The organism is Nodularia harveyana UHCC-0300 (genome assembly GCF_034931085.1).
Lineage (GTDB): Bacteria > Cyanobacteriota > Cyanobacteriia > Cyanobacteriales > Nostocaceae > Nodularia > Nodularia harveyana.
Genome location: NZ_JAYGHG010000002.1, coordinates 1 through 17,861 on the forward strand (window position 1 = coordinate 1; position 17,861 = coordinate 17,861).

The following is a 17,861-nucleotide window of genomic DNA, read 5'->3' on the forward strand; positions in this document are numbered from 1 at the left end:
TGAGTTGTTTTCCCTTTGGCTTTGAACTCTAAGACAATCATTTTACGTGGAAAACTTATACGCAACAAATTATATCATATAAAAGTCGCCGTAGAACGGCGAGGCTTTAGACCCAGTTTTTTGGTAAAATGTAAGCTGGTTGATTGCCTACGTCCCATCCCAACGCAAGGAATTTCATTATACAGCAACCGCCAAGGAAGTTAGGACAAACGACTTTAAGACTGATGATTCGGCATGGCAGAACAGGTCAAAGGCGATTGTATTGGTAGAGAAGAGTGGGTTGCAATTAACTCAATTTGGCCTTGATGATTACGATGCCAGCCTGTGGCTTGAACGAGAGTTGCTGAAGATTTTGAAATTTCAGCTATGGTAGTGCTTGTTCTCTGGTAATCAGAGATATCACGGACATCCGACCAAGTGCGATCGCTCCAAACTTGTTGAGTGGGATTTTGAGGTATTCCTCCTCTCCCTGTAGCGACAAATCGGCTACCACTTGTCTCTGCACAACCTGCGGCAATTTTTTGGGATGAATCTACTAAGTTTGTAGGTAGTTCAACCAAGCCAGAATTGAGGTCAATGCCAAAATTATCAATGTCTACTGTACCATTCACACCAAATTGAGAACTTGCTGTAATGTCGCTTTCTGGGGTAAGTTGTGGGCGAAATTCTAACCCCAATAAACCTTGGGTAGAGATATCAATATTTCCACCGTTACCTTGAACTGCATTGGCAATGATATCGGTGTTTTCTAAGCCAAGAATAATGGAAGAATTGAGGCTAATATTGCCACCATTACCAATTCCACCTGCTTCAGACGAGATTTGGCTACCCCGCCGCATCACCAGAGAATTACTCTGTACAAAAATGTTACCACCTTCACCCTTGTCAGTAGCGGCGGTAAAACTACCGTTATTGTCGAGAAAGATTGAATCTGCATTAATTCTCAGGTTTCCGGCATTACCGATACCACCATTTTTTACACTAACAATTCCCTGATTAGCGACCCTCAATGCTGGGGTGTCAATGATAACATCCCCCGAACTGCCACTGGGAACCGCAGGAAGGTTAAATAATTGCTGTAAAAATGGACGTGCGGGTTGAACTGACGAATTGATTCGACTGGGATTAGCTGCTCCTGAAAGATTACCACTGACCTCAACCGATTCAGAGGCATTCACAATAATTTGACCCGCGTCGCCAGTACCGTTACCAAAGGTTGCGACTTCGCCACTATCTTGCAGATTGAGAGTACGGCTATTAAGCGTAATACTACCTGCTGTCCCAGAACCTAAACTAGATGCAGAAATAAGGCTGTTACGGTTCCTCTGGGGACTTCCACCAATTAGTTTGATCTCATCCGCATTCAGGGTAAAATTACCACCAGTTCCACTACTTGTAGTAGAAGCAACAGCAAGTGCGCCGTTAAAAATTGAGAATTTTGGGGTAGTTATTGTCACATCTCCTCCTGAACCACTGGAAAGTGTGGTTGTACCCAGACCCGTGGCCAAAATATTTGCATCTCCAGAATCAACAGCATCTAGCACCGTAGAATCTGTTGCTTGAATTTCAATAGAACCACCACCGACAGCATTGGCTTGTAAATTTACTAAAAATCCACCATTAATAATTCGCAAGCGCTGAGTGTTAACGCCAATGCTTCCCCCAGCAGCTGTTCCGGTTGTTTGTATGGCTAGGCTAGAGCGAAAATTGTCTTTAGGATCAAAACCATTCAATTCCAGTAACTCACTGGCATAGATATTTATGTCGCCGCTATCTGTATTGCCCTGATTGTCGTAAAAAACGGCTGAACCTTCACTGAGAATAATTTGACGACCTTGTAACTGAATCGAGGCGGAACCACTACCACTAACGTCTGCGATCGCTCGTTGGGATAACTGTATATTTCTGAAGTCAGAAATTCCGTTATAATTTAGGGTTAAACCACTTACGGTCGAATTTAGCCCTACTATTCCATCTTGCACGCTACCTAACTCAATTCGTCCTCCAGGTGCGGTCAAAATACCGCCTGTGAGTGCCATATCTCCACCCACCAATGCGATGGTTTGGCCTGGTTGTACCTGTAATCCACCATTATTTGTATAGATATAGGGGGCAAAAGGTCCTGCTTGTGTCACACTATGTCCGAGACCTTGCACATTAATTGCACCAGAGTTACTTCCCATCTGTAAACCCACAGGTACGCTCATGGTAAGTAAAGGGGTTTCAGAAGCATTTACAGCACTAAATTCTGCACCATCGGCAAATTTTATATTATTCGCTGTTGTCCCCACAAACGAACCACCAATATTCAAACTGGCATTTTGACCAAATACAATCCCGTTAGGATTCATTAAAAATAAACTTGCGGGATTATTACCGTTAAGAGTCTGAATCAAACCATCAATATTAGAAATATTCCCACCTGTAACCCGACTAAATATAGTTGTAATATTAGGCGTATTCGTTAAATCGAATGTCGCTGAACTGCCTTTTGGTACAGAGAAATTACTGAAACTATGAAATAAATTATTACCTTTTTCTATACCATTGAGAATATTAAAATTATTCCCGTTTTGATTGACAAGGGTGTTTGTAGTACCATCTGATATTAGTTGAGCATTTGCAGGAAAAATCATCCCACCTGCCAAGATTCCACTGATCAAACCCAAGTACACAGAAATTAACTTCATTTACACTATCTCCATTTAGATTCATATTTATAATTCCGAAAAATTAGTTTTTGGTAACCGCAGCGCAAGTTAATAATTGTGGTGTTATTGCAATGGATTTATCTGCAACTAATTCAATTTTTCCTTGTGCATTATGTCGCCAGGAAGTGGCTTGTACTAAAGGTGCTGGAGTTTCTGATATTTTGGCTGTGACTGGGCTATTTTTATGTTGGAATGCAGAGATATCACGGACATCAGACCAAGTGCGATCGCTCCTCACATCCTGAGTGGGATTTTGAGGTATTCCTCCTCTCCCTGTAGCGACAAAACTACTACCACTTGTCTCTGCACAACCTGCGGCAACTTCTTGGGACGCATCTACTAAGTTTGCAGGTAGTTCAACCAAGCCAGAATTAGGGTCAATGCCAAAATTGTTAATTTGTACAGTACCGTTAAGATTAAATTCGGAACTAGCGGTAATGTCGTTGGTTAAGTCTTCCCTAGGGGTGAGGGTGTTACGGAATTTCAGACCAATAATACCTTGAGTGGTAATGGCAATATTGCCACCTTTTCCTTGCACGGCATTGGCAATAATATCACTGTTTTCTAACCCCACTATTACAGGTGATGTAATTGACAAGTTACCGCCATTGCCTTGACCCCTAGCCATTGCGGAAATCTGGCTATCGCGGCGCATCAATAAGTAATTTTGCAAGTTTAATTTGACATTTCCACCGTTGCCAGAAGCCGTTGATGCGCTAATACTACCTTGATTGTTGAGGAAAATTGAGTTGGCATTAATCTGCAAATCTCCCGCACTATTGGGTCCATCATTTTTGACAGTAACAAATGCCCCATCTGTGATACTTAATATTGGGGTGTTTATAGTTAGAGAACCAGCTTTACCAGTGGGAATGGCAGGAAGTCTCAGCGCAGCTTGAGTGATAGGATCGAGAATTTCGGCACTTGAGGCAATGCGAGCAGGAAGTATTGAGTTAAATGCTCTACCTTTCACCTCTACAGATTCTGAAGCATTAATTCTGACATTACCTGCTGCACCGGAAGCCACAGTGCTAGAACCTAGTATGCCACTATCTCGAATCAATAATCTAGATGTATTAATGAAAGTGCTACCAGAGTCTCCTGTGTTGCTAGTTGATGAACTTATTGAACTTGGGAATGCTGTAAAGGGGTTATTACCAGCAATTTCAAGCAAATCTGCAAGATCAAATCGTAAAATTCCAGCCTGCCCTGAGCTTTGAGATGTAGTAATAATAGTGCCACTATTCATAATTCTCATGTTACCAGCTGAGAGGTTAATATCACCTGCTGTACCTGAGTTTAACGTGACGGAACTGATTGAGGTTGAAACAATGGGATTAGCAAGGGCAAAGCCATCAATATCAATCATATTCATAACATTTGCTGTAATATTGCCACCATTTACGGGTGTAAATGTCCAGTTACGGATGCTTGCCCCATCTTTCAGTAGTAACCGTGCAGAAAGGTTAATATCCCCTGATGGTGTAATGCCTAAGTTGTCAATTTGGATGAGACTTTCTAATTTGCCATCGGATGTATTTCCGGTGAGACTAATATCCTCAGTAGCTTTGATGGTAATGCCATGAGATGGTTGTTGGATGCCAAAGTTGTGTAGCAAACCGGCAGAACCTTCTGTAAAGCTAATATTCCGTCCTTGTAATTGAATTGAGCCACCGCTACCGCTAGCATCTAACAAAGATTGTTGCGCCAAATGAATATCGTTAAAGTTATTAACTGTTGAATAATCACCAACCAACCCTGCTGTTGTGGAGTTAAGTTTAACTAACCCATCACTAACACTCCCCACTTCCAGATGTCCTCCTCCATCCGTGCTTGCAACACCACCAAAGAAGTTCACACCTGAGCCAATCAATGCTAAGGTATTGCCTGCGCCAACTTGTAATCCGATGGGATTTTGGCTGCGATCAGCAGGAGCAAAGAATCTACTGGTGATGCGATGTCCACTATTTTGTACTGCGATCGCACCCGCATTAGTAGTTCCCATTTGCAATCCTACAGGTGCGCTCATCGTTAATAACGGTGGTTCCACCGGATTCACTGCACTAAACTCCGTCCCATCAGCAAACTTAATACTATTCGCTGTTGTCCCCACAAACGAACCACCAATATTCAAACTGGCATTTTCTCCAAATACAATGCCGTTGGGATTCATCAAAAATAAACTTACTGGATTACTACTATTTAGTGTTTGAATTAATCCATCAATGTTAGAAATATTTCCACCTGTAACCCGACTAAATATAGTTGTAATATTTGGTGCATTAATTAAATCAAAAGTCGCTGAATTGCCTGTAGGTAAAGAGAAATTACTAAAACTATGAAATAAATTATTACCTTGTTCTATACCGTTAAGAATATTAAAATTATTACCATTTGGGTTGACAATGGTATTGGTTTTCCCATCTGATGCGACTTGTGCATTTGCAGGGAAAATTATCCCACCTGCCAAGATTCCACTGATCAAACCCAAGCACACAGAAGTTAAGTTCATTTACACCATTTCCATTTAGACTTGTACTTAGGATTCCCAAAAATTAACTTTTAGTAACCGCAGCGCAAGTTAATAATTGTGGTGTTGGTGCAATGGATTTATCTGCAACTAATTCAATTTTTCCTTGTGCATTACGTCGCCAGGAAGTGGCTTGTACTAAAGGTGCTGGAGTTTCTGATATTTTGGCTGTGACTGGGCTATTTTTATGTTGGAATGCAGAGATATCACGGACATCAGACCAAGTGCGATCGCTCCAAACTTGTTGATTGGGATTTTGGGGTATTCCTCCTCTCCCTGTAGCAACAAAACTACTACCACTTGTCTCTGCACAACCTGCGGCAATTTGTTGAGATGAATCTACTAAGTTTGTAGGTAGTTCTATTAAGCCAGAATTGGGGTCAACGCCAATATTATTAATATCAACAGTACCGCTAACTCCAAATTGAGAACTGGCTGTTATGTCGTTTTTTGGGGTGAGTTGGGAACGGTATTCTAAGCCGAAAATACCCTGAGTAGTAATGTTAATGTTACCACCATTACCATTAACAGCATTGGCGATAATGTCACTGTTTTCCAAACCGACAATAATGGGAGCATCAATGGATAAGTTACCGCCATTGCCAATACCACCTGCGGTTGCTGTAACACTACTACCAGAGCGCATTAAAATGATATCGGATGCGATCGCAATATTCCCTCCCTCTCCAGAATTGGTGGCGGCGGATATCATACCACCTGTTTCTAAATTAATCCTATTGGCTCGCAGCAGTAAGTTACCAGCATCTCCTGGCCCTTCATTTCTGACACCAATCACTCCTTCGTCACTAATACTTAGCCGAGGCGTTGTAATTTCTGCACTTCCTGAATTACCCGTAGGCAGTTCTGGCAATCCAAACAGGGCTTGGAACAATGGTGACAACCTCACCGCACTAGAAGCAATACGACTGTCTTCACCTGTGATGGTGATAGACTCAGAGGCATGGAGTACCATATTACCAGCGTTACCTGCTGCTAATGTGTTGGCAGTCAGTCCGGCATCACGAACAAGAATTGTTCCCGCATCAATTCGCAGATGTCCCCCATTCCCTGATGTAAAAGTTGTGGTTGCCAGTGTACTAGGTAATTGTGCTAAGGGATTAATACCTGTTATTCCAATAGACTTGGCAATTACATTTACATCCCCACCTTTACCAGAACCCAAAACCACAGAACTCAAAGTTCCACCCTCTAAAATCTCTAGCTGTCCGGTAAATATGCTGATGGGATTGATAAATCCACTACTAAAATTTTGGGAAACAATGGCACTAGCTTGGGTGGGAAAAGGAGGGGCAAAACCTGATAAAATCAAGGATTCAGAAGTATTAATGGTGGTTTTGCCAGTGGGCGCACTACTATAGCTGAAATTAAGAATTTGCCCGCCTGTTTGGATTGATAGATGTTTAGCCGAAACAATTACATCATTGCCTTTACCGAGTCCAAGGGTCTCACTTTGGATTAAGGAGGTGCTGGGAATGGTGGTTGAAAATCCCGAAATTTCAATCATGTCTTGGGCGCTGATCTGAAGAATTCCACCTGCTGTAACTCCCTGATTTTGAGCAAAAATTGTAGAACCATCCCTGAGAAAAATATTGTCACCTTGAAGTTGGATAGAACCACTAGGCGCGCCACTCACATCCAATAGGGCGCGTTGTGATAATTGGATATTGCCAAAATGATTGGTCTGTCCATAGTCAAAGGCAAATCCTTGGGTGTCAGGATTGATACCAATATTGCCCTGACTGACACTACCTAATTCAATCCGTCCCGATTCTGCGGTTAAAATACCACCATTGAGGAAAATATTCCCACCGATCAGAGCCATTGTATAGCCTGGATTGACCGTTAAACCGAGATTATTGCGATCGCGGGTGGTGGGAAAAGGGAAAATTCTGGGAACAGGTTGAGACAGGGTATGGCCATTTTGATTAACTTGAATATCGGCTGGACTTTGACCCAACTGAAGTCCGATTGGTACACTCATTGTCAACAAGGCCGAGGCACTGGGATTAATGGCACTAAACTCTATTCCATCGGCAAACTTAATACTATTTGCTGTCGTTCCCACAAACGAGCCACCAATATCTAAACGGGCATTTTGACCAAATATAATCCCGTTGGGATTGATTAAAAATAAACTGGCAGGATGATTACCATTAAGAGTTTGAATCAAGCCATCAATGTTGGAAACATTTCCACCTGTAACTCGACTAAAGATAGTTTTAATATTGGGTGTATTAATTAAATCGAATGTGGCTGAACCACCTGTGGGTATAGAGAAATCATTAAAACTGTGAAATAAATTATTACCTTTTTTTATCCCATTAATAATATGAAAATTATTCCCACTTTGATTAACAGTGGTATGAGTTGTGCCATCAGATGTGACCTGTGCATTTGCAGGGAAAATTATCCCACCTGCGAAGATTCCACTGATCAAACCCAAGCACACAGAAGTTAAGTTCATTTACCCCATTTCCATTTAGACTTCTACATTAGGATTCCCAAAAATTAGTTTTTGGTAACCGCAGCGCAAGTTAATAATTGTGGTGTTGTTGCAATGGATTTATCGGCAACTAATTCAATTTTTCCTTGTGCATTAAGTCTCCAGGAAGTTGCTTTTACTAAAGGTGCTGGAGTTTCTGATATTTTGGCTATGACTGGGTTTTTTTGACGATATGGGTTCAAATTGCGAACATCCGACCAAGTGCGATCGCTCCAAACTTGTTGATTGGGATTTTGGGGTATTCCTCCTCTCCCTGTAGCAACAAAACTACTACCACTGGTATCTGCACAACCTGCGGCAATTTGTTGAGATGAATCTACTAAGTTTGTAGGTAGTTCTATTAAGCCAGAATTGGGGTCAACGCCAATATTATTAATATCAACAGTACCGCTAAGTCCAAATTGAGAACTGGCTGTGATGTCGTTTTTTGGGGTGAGTTGGGAACGGTATTCTAAGCCGAAAATACCCTGAGTGGTAATTTCAATATTGCCACCCCTTCCTTGCACGGCATTGGCAATAATATCACTGTTTTCTAAACCCACAATAATCGGAGCATTGATCGTAATATTGCCGCCATTACCACTGCCACCAGCTTCTGCACTAATAAAACTATCATTACGTATCAGTAGTATATCCCGCAGTTGCAAATTAGTATTACCACCTTCACCTGCGTTTGTGGATGCTGAAATGCTTGCCCCATTGTCGAGTCCCAAAGTATTCGCATTAATATTTAAAGCACCAGCATCACCAAGTCCAAGATTATCAACAAAAACCGTTGCCCCATTAGTGATATTCAAAACAGATGTGTTAATTGTTGTGGCACCTGAATTAGCCCTAGAAACTCCAAAAACAGAACGAACGGCCGTACCAATATAGCTGGGATTTTCTGCATCTTCTATACCATTAACATCAATAGATTCAGACGCATTGATAGTCAGTGAACCCGCATTTCCTAAAACTATGCTAGAAGCAGATACTCTACCGCCAGCTTGAACTGAAAGTGTACGGGTATCAATTTTCAAATTACCTGCATTACCAAGCCCGAATGTGGCAGCAGACAATAGACTAAAATAAAGACCGGCTGGCGCTCCCTCATTTGTCACCTGAATAGTATCTGCCTTGACGGTAACATCGCCGCCATTACCTGAAGAGAAAGGTCTTGCTGCCACATTAGCACCAGCTAAAATAGAGAGATGTTGAGTGGAGATGGCAACATTTCCACCGTTACCAGCCCCAAAAGAAGCAGCTAATATCTGGCTAACAGATCGAAAAGGAGAAGGGTCGCCAGAGGCAAAACCATTGACCTGTATTTGATGAGTATTGAGTGCAATATTGCCACCTGGTGCTGCACTAAAAGTACGGCTTAATATATATCCACCCTGATCAATATTCAATTTTGGTGTGGTAACGATAATATTGCCAGCAGCACCAGAAGAAATAGTTTCATTAATTAAACTGCTAGAACTATTAAAATCAGCAGACTTGCCGATGATGTCGAGGGACTCTGTGGCATTGATGGCAATATCACCAGCAGTTTCGTTGCTGAGATTTTGTACTAATATCAGCGAACCATCTCGGATATTGACTTGTTTCCCCTGAATTTGGATGTCTCCTCCACTTTTCCCAGTGAAGTCGCTTGTAGATGCTAAGGCTTCTTGGGTGATCTGAATATCGCCAAAACTCAAAGCATTGGGATAAGTTAAGTCGAATCCTTGAGGGATGGAATTCAGGGCGACGCTTGAGCTAGTAATACTACTTAGTTCTATTCGTCCTCCTGGTGCGGTGAGTAACCCTCCTTCCAAGGCAACATTCCCACCCACTAATGCCAGCGTTTTTCCAGGTTGCACTTGCAATCCAAGTGAATCAAGGTTCAATCCAGAAATACGAGATGAAGAACTTAACTGAGCATTGTGTCCTGCCCCTTGGACATTAATTGCACCCGCATTAGTTCCCATTTGCAATCCTACAGGTGCGCTCATCGTTAATAACGGTGGTTCCACCGGATTCACTGCACTAAACTCCGTCCCATCAGCAAACTTAATACTATTCGCTGTTGTCCCCACAAACGAACCACCAATATTCAAACTGGCATTTTCTCCAAATACAATGCCGTTGGGATTCATCAAAAATAAACTTACTGGATTACTAGTATTTAGCGTCTGAATCAAACCATCAATGTTAGAAATATTCCCACCTGTAACCCGACTAAATATAGTTGTAATATTTGGTGTATTAATTAAATCAAAAGTCGCTGAATTGCCTGTAGGTAAAGAGAAATTACTAAAACTATGAAATAAATTATTACCTTGTTCTATACCATTGAGAATATTAAAATTATTCCCACTTGGGTTGACGATGGTATTAGTTGTTCCATCTGATTTCACCTGAGCATTTGCAGGAAAAATCATCCCACCTGCCAAGATTCCACTGATCAAACCCAAGTACACAGAAATCAACTTCATTTACACTATCTCCATTTAGATTCATATTTATAATTCCCAAAAATTAGTTTTTGGTAACCGCAGCGCAAGTTAATAATTGTGGTGTTGTTGCAATGGATTTATCGGCAACTAATTCAATTTTTCCTTGTGCATTAAGTCTCCAGGAAGTTGCTTGTACTAAAGGTGCTGGAGTTTCTGATATTTTGGCTGTGACTGGGCTATTTTTATGTTGGAATGCAGAGATATCACGGACATCAGACCAAGTGCGATCGCTCCTCACATCCTGAGTGGGATTTTGGGGTATTCCTCCTCTCCCTGTAACGACAAAACTACTACCACTGGTATCTGCACAACCTGCGGCAATTTCTTGGGACGCATCTACTAAGTTTGCAGGTAGTTCAACTAGACCAGAATTGGGGTCAATGCCAAAATTATCAATTTGTACAGTACCGTTCACACCAAATTGAGAACTTGCTGTAATGTCGCTTTGAGGAGTTAATTCATCGTTAAATTCTAAGCCAAAAATACCTTGGGTTGTAATTTGGATATTACCGCCATTTCCTTCTACAGCATTAGCAATAATGTCGCTGTTTTCCAATCCGGTAATAACGGGTGCATTGATGTTGATATTGCCACCATTGCCTGTACCACCAGCTTCGGCATTGATCAAACTATCATGACGCATGAGTAAGCGATCGCGCAGTTGCAGGTTGATGTTACCGCCTTCACCTACTTTTGTAGATGCCGAAAGACTACCGCCATTGTCAAGATGTAAGATATCTGCGTTAATTGTTAAAGTTCCGGCATCACCTAGAATCTGGTTTTGAGCAAAAACTGTTCCCTGGTTGCGAACGGTTAATTTAGGAGTATTGATGGTGACGCTACCAGCTTTGGCAGTAGAGTTGCTATTATCACTAATACCAGCAGGTGTGAACACAGTGGATGGACGGGCGATCGCTCCAATATAGCTGGGATTTTGCGAGTCTTTTATCCCACTTACATCAATTGACTCAGAGGCATTAATCGTGAGGTTGCCAGCGTTCCCAAAATTCACAGTAGAAACTGAAACTAAACCCCCATCTTGAATCGACAGTGTGCGAGTATCAAGCTGAAGATCGCCAGCATTCCCAGAGCCAAAAGTATTAGCTGATAAGAGACTAATCAATAAAGATCCTGGCAGGGTATTCAAACTTGATACCTGAACAGTATCGGCACGAATCTTAACATTGCCACCATTACCAGCGAGAAAGCTTCTCGTACCCACATTACCACCACCAAAAATTGTTAGGCGATCGGTAGAAAGCAATAAATCTCCACCTTGGCCTCTGCCATAAGTTGCAGCTATCAACACGCCAAATATCGGCGCAGGAGAAGGATTACCAGGTTTAATACCACCCACTGACACTTCATTTGCTTCGACTACGACATTACCACTTGGTGCTGAACTATAAGTACGGTTAATAACGATCGCACCTTGATCAATAGTGAGTTTTGGGGTATTAATGGCAATATTTCCTGATGCCCCAGCTTGTAGAGTTTCATTGACTATACCGCTAGAACTTTGAAAGTCTGGGGACATCCCAATCACTTGCAGCGATTCTGTGGCATTAATGGTAATATCCCCCGCAGTCTTGCTACCTAGATTTTGCACTACCGCCAAAGAACCATCCCGAAGATCGATCTGTTTTCCCTGAATTTGAATCGATCCTGGACTTGTTCCGCGAACAGATGCTACAGCACCTTGGCTCATCTGAATATTACCAAAGCTCTGGGTGTCATGAGGATAGCTAAGTGTTAATGCTTGAGAAGTTAAATTGATATTTGTATTGCCTTGAATAACGCTTCCTAGTTCAATTCGTCCTCCTGGTGCGGAAAGAAAGCTACCATTTAGGACAAGATCACCACCCACCAAAGCGAGTGTTTTTCCAGATGACAGCTGTAACCCATTGGAACTGGTTAATCCAGAAATAGGAAATGAGCCATCTAATTGCTGATTATTTCCTGTTCCCTGAACGGCAATTGTTCCCGGATTGCTACCAAACTGTAGCCCAATTGGTACACTCATAGTCAGTAAAGGAGTTGTATTGCTATTAACTCCATTAAATTCCGTCCCATCAGCAAATTTAATACTAGTAGCAGTAGTTCCCACAAAGGAACCACCAATATTCAATTTGGCATTTTCTCCAAACATAATCCCGTTAGGATTCATTAAAAACAAACTGGCGGGATTATTGCCGTTAAGAGTCTGAATCAATCCATCAATATTAGAAATATTTCCACCTGTAACCCGACTAAATATAGTTGTAATATTTGGTGTATTAGTTAAATCGAATGTCGCTGAACCGCCTGTAGGCACAGAAAAATTACTAAAACTATGAAATAAATTATTACCTTTTTCTATCCCATTAAGAATATTAAAATTATTACCATTTGGGTTGACAATGGTGTTTGTTGTACCATCTGATATGACTTGTGCATTTGCAGGAAAAATCATCCCACCTGCCAAGATTCCACTGATCAAACCCAAGTACACAGAAATTAACTTCATTTACACTATCTCCATTTAGATTCATATTTATAATTCCGAAAAAATTAGTTTTTAGTAACCGCAGCGCAGGTCAATAATTGTGGCGTTGGCGCAATGGATTTATCTGCAACTAATTCAATTTTCCCTTGTACATTACGTCTCCAGGAAGTTGCTTGTACTAAAGGTGCTGAAGTTTCTGGTATTTTGGCTATGACTGGGCTATTTTGACGATATGCGTTCAAATTACGAACATCCGACCAAGTGCGATCGCTCCTCACATCCTGAGTGGGATTCTGGGGTATTCCTCCTCTCCCTGTAACGACAAAACTACTACCACTTGTCTCTGCACAACCTGCGGCAATTTGTTGGGATGAATCTACTAAGTTTGCAGGTAGTTCAACTAGACCAGAATTGGGGTCAACACCAAAGTTGTTGATATCCACAGTACCCTTGACACCAAATTGAGAACTGGCAGTAATGTCACTTTCATCAGTCAATTGATCGCGGTATTTTAGCTCAAATATACCTTGGGTAGTGATATTGATATTACCGCCATTTCCGTCAACTGCATTGGCGATGATATCGCTGTTTTCCAAGCCAAGAATGATGGGGGAATTAATAGTAATATTACCGCCGTTACCAGTACCTAATGCTTCAGTACTAATCAAGCTATTATTTCTTAGTATCAGGTCGGATTTTAAATTCAAATTAAGATTTCCACCTTCACCGGATGCAGTTGTAGCGGTAATTTCTCCTTGGTTATTAAGAGAAATTGACTCAGCATTAATAATTATGTTTCCGGCATCCCCCGTACCGTCATTACCTACTGTAATTAACCCATTATCTTCTAACTTAAGACGGGGTGTGTTAATTATGATGTTACCTCCATTCCCTCCTAGTACATCTGGTAAACCAAACAACTGCCTTAGAAATGGATTTAAAAAAATAACAGCAGAGCTAACCATACTACCATCGACAGTAGTAGTACCATCTTGATTATCCAATACTCGCGCCCCACCTATTTCAAAAGCTTCCGAAGCGTTGATGACTATTGAACCTGAATTACCATTACTATAGGTAGAGGAACTAATGAGCATCCCATCCCGTAGGATCAATTTACCTGTATTAATCGTCACATTTCCACCATTGCCTGATTCGCTCACCGCACCAGCACCAATACCTGCAGAGCCAAAATCAGAGAAGTCAGGAGCAATCAATTCTATTTTTTCTTGGGTATTAATAGTAATATTCCCCCCTGAACCCAAAGCCGTGGAGACAGCACCAATAAATCCTTGATTAAGGATTTTTAGCCGTTCGGTATTTATGGTAACATTTCCTGAATTCCCAGCCCCTAATGTCCGTGCAACAATTGCGCCAGAGTCTATGCTACTTGAACCGAGCATATTGATGTCTTTACTATCTATGACAATGTTACCTCCAGCAGTTTCTGTGAATGTTCGGTTTGTGATAAAACCGCCTCCATTTTGCATTAATAATTCTTCCGTTGAAATGATGATATCCCCTGCTTGACCACTGCTTGTAGCATCATTAAATATGCCATTCATCAAACTATTGAAAAGACTTATTTTAGGATTTGCATTAGGAGAATCAGCAAATTCCAATAACTTGGTGGCGTTTATTTGAATGTCTCCTCCTGGTTGTTCTCCTTTATTTTCTAAAGCAATAAGGGAACCGTCTTTGAGAGAAACTGTTTGTCCTTGAATTTGGATGGAACCATTAATCACACCACTTGCATCTACTAAGGCAAGTTTCGTAAGGTTAATATCTTTAAATTCTTCTACTTGTGAATAATCCAAAGTCCAAGACGTACCTACATTGTTCAATTTAACTTGGGCGGAATTCCCATTTTTAGTTGCTACTGCTCCCAGTGTAATATGACCACCATCAGCGCTAACAATACCTCCATTCAAAGTCAAGTTTCCTCCGATTAAAGCCAGAGTATTACCGGAATTAACTCTTAAACCAAACCCGGTATTGCGAGCTTCTAAAGCTAAAAAACTATTTATAATACTTAACTGATGTCCATTTCCTTGTATGCTAATATCTCCTGAGTTCTGCCCCATCTGCAAACCGACGGGTACACTCATTGTTAACAAGGGGGGTTGATTCGGATTTACAGCATTAAATTCCGTCCCATCGCTGAATTTAATACTATTGGCTGTCGTCCCTACAAATGACCCACCAATATTCAAACTGGCATTTTCTCCAAATACAATGCCGTTAGGATTCATTAAAAATAAACTGGCAGAATTATTACCATTAAGAGTCTGAATCAAGCCATCAATATTAGAAACATTTCCACCTGTAACTCGACTAAATATAGTTGTAATATTGGGTGTATTAATTAAATCGAATGTGGCTGAACCGCCAGTAGGTAAAGAGAAGTTACTAAAACTATGAAATAAATTATTACCTTTTTCTATACCATTGATAATATTAAAATCATTACCACTTGGGTTAACTATGGTGTTAGTTGTGCCATCTGATCTGACCTGTGCATTTGCATTTGCAGGTAAAATTATTCCCCCTGCAAAAATTCCACCGAATAAACCCAGGTACACAGAAATTAAATTCATTTACACTATCTCCATTTAGATTCATATTTATAATTCCGAAAAAATTAGTTTTTAGTAACCGCAGCGCAGGTCAATAATTGTGGCGTTGGCGCAATAGATTTATCTGCAACTAATTCAATTTTCCCTTGTACATTACGTCTCCAGGAAGTTGCTTGTACTAAAGGTGCTGGAGTTTCTGATATTTTGGCTGTGACTGGGCTATTTTGACGATATGGGTTCAAATTGCGAACATCCGACCAAGTGCGATCGCTCCTCACATCCTGAGTGGGATTCTGGGGTATTCCTCCTCTCCCTGTAACGACAAAACTACTACCACTTGTCTCTGCACAACCTGCGGCAATTTTTTGGGATGAATCTACTAAGTTTGTAGGTAGTTCTATTAAGCCAGTATTGAGGTCAATGCCAAAATTATTAATGTCTACTGTACCGTTCACACCAAATTGAGAACTTGCTGTAATGTCGTTTTCGTCTGTGAGTTGGTCGCGGAATTCTAAACCGAAAATGCCTTGAGTCGTAATATTGATATTACCGCCATTTCCTTCTACAGCATTAGCAATAATGTCACTATTTTCCAATCCGGTAATAACGGGTGCATTAATGTTGATATTACCACCATCTCCCGAACCACTGGCTTTTGCAGTAATGTTACTGCGATCGCGCATTAGTAACAAATTTCCTACTTGCAAGTTGATGTCACCACCATTACCAGATTCTGTCTGTGCCTGAATTAAGCCTTGATTTCTTAATTGAATATTATCTGTAGTCATATTGATATTTCCTCCATCCCCTGTCCCTTGGTTAGTCACACTGACTACACCGCTATTGCTCAAAGTCAGATTTGGGGTGGTTATATTCACAGTTCCGGCATTTGCTAAGAGAACATCTGGCAAATTGAATAGCTGTTGGATTAATGGTGGAGAGAAAAGGACGGCTGAGTTAATACTGCTATTGTTCCCTTGGCTGTTGCCGTCAATTAGAATAGATTCGGTCGCATTAATATTTAAATTTCCAGCTTCACCAATCAAAAAGGACGTAGTTGCGATCGCTCCTCCATTCAGCAATTCTAATCGGTTCGTATCCAAAGTCAAAGTTTGGGCATTACCTGTACCAAAGGTGATTGCACTAATGTTGCTATAGAGTCCCACCTGGTTGTCTCCGGCGATCGTAATATTTTGACTACGAATGTTTACCTGCCCTGTGGAACCACTGGCCAATGTTAGTGAAGAAATGGCTGCTCCATCAGCAACTAACAGATTATCACTGTTAATGGAGATATTACCTGCTGACTGAGTAGTTCGGGAACTTGTGCTGAGGGAAGTTACTCCTGTGGGATTGAGGGGAGTGAATCCCGATACTTCGACAGTCCCAGCATCAATCTGAATGTCGCCACTAGCAGCTAATCCAAAAGCATTGGCGTTGACTCCTGCACCTTGTGAAAGTGTTAAGTGAGGAGTAAGGATATGGATAGATGAACTTGTGCCAGTATTCAACCCTTCTGAGCGAATACCACTACGAATTTGGGCATTGGGTGTTGTACCAACAATATCAATCCTTTCCGAAGCCTGTAAAAAAATTTCACCTCCAGCGACATTTCCCAAATTTTCGGAAAATATAATTGAACCATCACTGAGTTGAATGTTCCTTCCCTGCAACTGTACTGAACCAGCATTCAACGCCCCTAAACTTGCCAATGCTCCTACAGTCAGCAAGGATTGTTGAGTGAGATTAATATCTGCAAAACTTTGTCCACTTTGGTAACCTAACTGATAACCTTCGGATATGGGGTTCAAACTGACAGTTCCGACTCCGCTTAAACTTCCCAATTCCACTCGCCCTTGGGGTGCATTCAAGGTTGCTCCGGTGAGATTTAAGTTGCCTCCAACCAATGCCAAAGTTTTTCCTGGCTGTACCCTCAATTCTGAGGAACTAGGATTGTTAGTGATAGGGGCAAGGTTACTGACAACTGTTAGGGCATGACCTGTACCTTGAACTGTGATTGGGGTCGGATTATTACCCATTTGCAAACCAACGGGGACACTCATTGTCAACAACGGTGAATTATTCCCATTCACTGCACTAAATTCAGTCCCATCTGTAAATTTAATACTATTCGCCGTCGTCCCTACAAACGAACCACCAATATTTAAGCTGGCATTTTCTCCAAATACAATGCCGTTGGGATTCATCAAAAATAAACTTGCGGGATTATTACCGTTAAGAGTCTGAATCAAGCCATCAATATTAGAAATATTTCCACCAGTTACTCGACTAAATATAGTTGTAATATTTGGTGTATTAATTAAATCGAATGTCGCTGAACCGCCTGTAGGCACAGAAAAATTACTAAAACTATGAAATAAATTATTACCTTTTTCTATCCCATTAATAATATTAAAATCATTCCCAATTGGGTTAACGATGGTGTTAGTTGTGCCATCAGATGTCACTTGAGCATTTGCAGGAAACATTATCCCAATTGCCAAAATTCCACCGAACAAACCTAAATACATAGCAATTACTCTCATGCAAAC

The 17,861-nt window shown here is 41.1% G+C and carries 7 protein-coding genes; all 7 read right to left on the reverse strand.

From position 1 onward, the window contains the following. Positions 1 to 215: 215 nt before the first annotated feature. The 7 genes from VB620_RS01645 to VB620_RS01675 are packed head-to-tail and all read right to left on the reverse strand — an operon-like array spanning position 216 to position 17,855. Complete coding sequence (locus tag VB620_RS01645) at positions 216 to 2,690, reverse strand: two-partner secretion domain-containing protein (RefSeq protein WP_323194390.1); 2,475 nt, start codon at positions 2,688 to 2,690, stop codon at positions 216 to 218. Positions 2,691 to 2,733: 43 nt separating this feature from the next. After that, positions 2,734 to 5,223, reverse strand: coding sequence for an S-layer family protein (locus VB620_RS01650; protein WP_323194391.1), 2,490 nt, complete (start codon positions 5,221 to 5,223; stop codon positions 2,734 to 2,736). Between the two features lie 43 nt (positions 5,224 to 5,266). Further along, positions 5,267 to 7,726: an S-layer family protein gene (locus tag VB620_RS01655; protein ID WP_323194392.1), complete on the reverse strand. Its 2,460-nt coding sequence runs from the start codon at positions 7,724 to 7,726 to the stop codon at positions 5,267 to 5,269. Between the two features lie 44 nt (positions 7,727 to 7,770). Further along, positions 7,771 to 10,227, reverse strand: coding sequence for an S-layer family protein (locus VB620_RS01660; protein ID WP_323194393.1), 2,457 nt, complete (start codon positions 10,225 to 10,227; stop codon positions 7,771 to 7,773). A gap of 43 nt (positions 10,228 to 10,270) precedes the next feature. After that, entirely contained in the window at positions 10,271 to 12,754 is a 2,484-nt protein-coding gene (locus VB620_RS01665) for an S-layer family protein (protein WP_323194394.1), read from the reverse strand. 44 nt (positions 12,755 to 12,798) lie between these two features. Then, positions 12,799 to 15,330, reverse strand: coding sequence for an S-layer family protein (locus VB620_RS01670; protein ID WP_323194395.1), 2,532 nt, complete (start codon positions 15,328 to 15,330; stop codon positions 12,799 to 12,801). Between the two features lie 44 nt (positions 15,331 to 15,374). After that, complete coding sequence (locus VB620_RS01675; RefSeq protein WP_323194396.1) at positions 15,375 to 17,855, reverse strand: S-layer family protein; 2,481 nt, start codon at positions 17,853 to 17,855, stop codon at positions 15,375 to 15,377. Positions 17,856 to 17,861: the final 6 nt, after the last annotated feature.

Excerpts from the sequence above, each read along its gene's own strand:
- VB620_RS01645 (WP_323194390.1), bottom strand. The coding sequence starts at position 2,690 with ATGAAGTTAATTTCTGTGTACTTGGGTTTGATCAGTGGAATCTTGGCA.
- VB620_RS01650 (WP_323194391.1), bottom strand. The coding sequence starts at position 5,223 with ATGAACTTAACTTCTGTGTGCTTGGGTTTGATCAGTGGAATCTTGGCA.
- VB620_RS01655 (WP_323194392.1), bottom strand. The coding sequence starts at position 7,726 with ATGAACTTAACTTCTGTGTGCTTGGGTTTGATCAGTGGAATCTTCGCA.
- VB620_RS01660 (WP_323194393.1), bottom strand. The coding sequence starts at position 10,227 with ATGAAGTTGATTTCTGTGTACTTGGGTTTGATCAGTGGAATCTTGGCA.
- VB620_RS01665 (WP_323194394.1), bottom strand. The coding sequence starts at position 12,754 with ATGAAGTTAATTTCTGTGTACTTGGGTTTGATCAGTGGAATCTTGGCA.
- VB620_RS01670 (WP_323194395.1), bottom strand. The coding sequence starts at position 15,330 with ATGAATTTAATTTCTGTGTACCTGGGTTTATTCGGTGGAATTTTTGCA.
- VB620_RS01675 (WP_323194396.1), bottom strand. The coding sequence starts at position 17,855 with ATGAGAGTAATTGCTATGTATTTAGGTTTGTTCGGTGGAATTTTGGCA.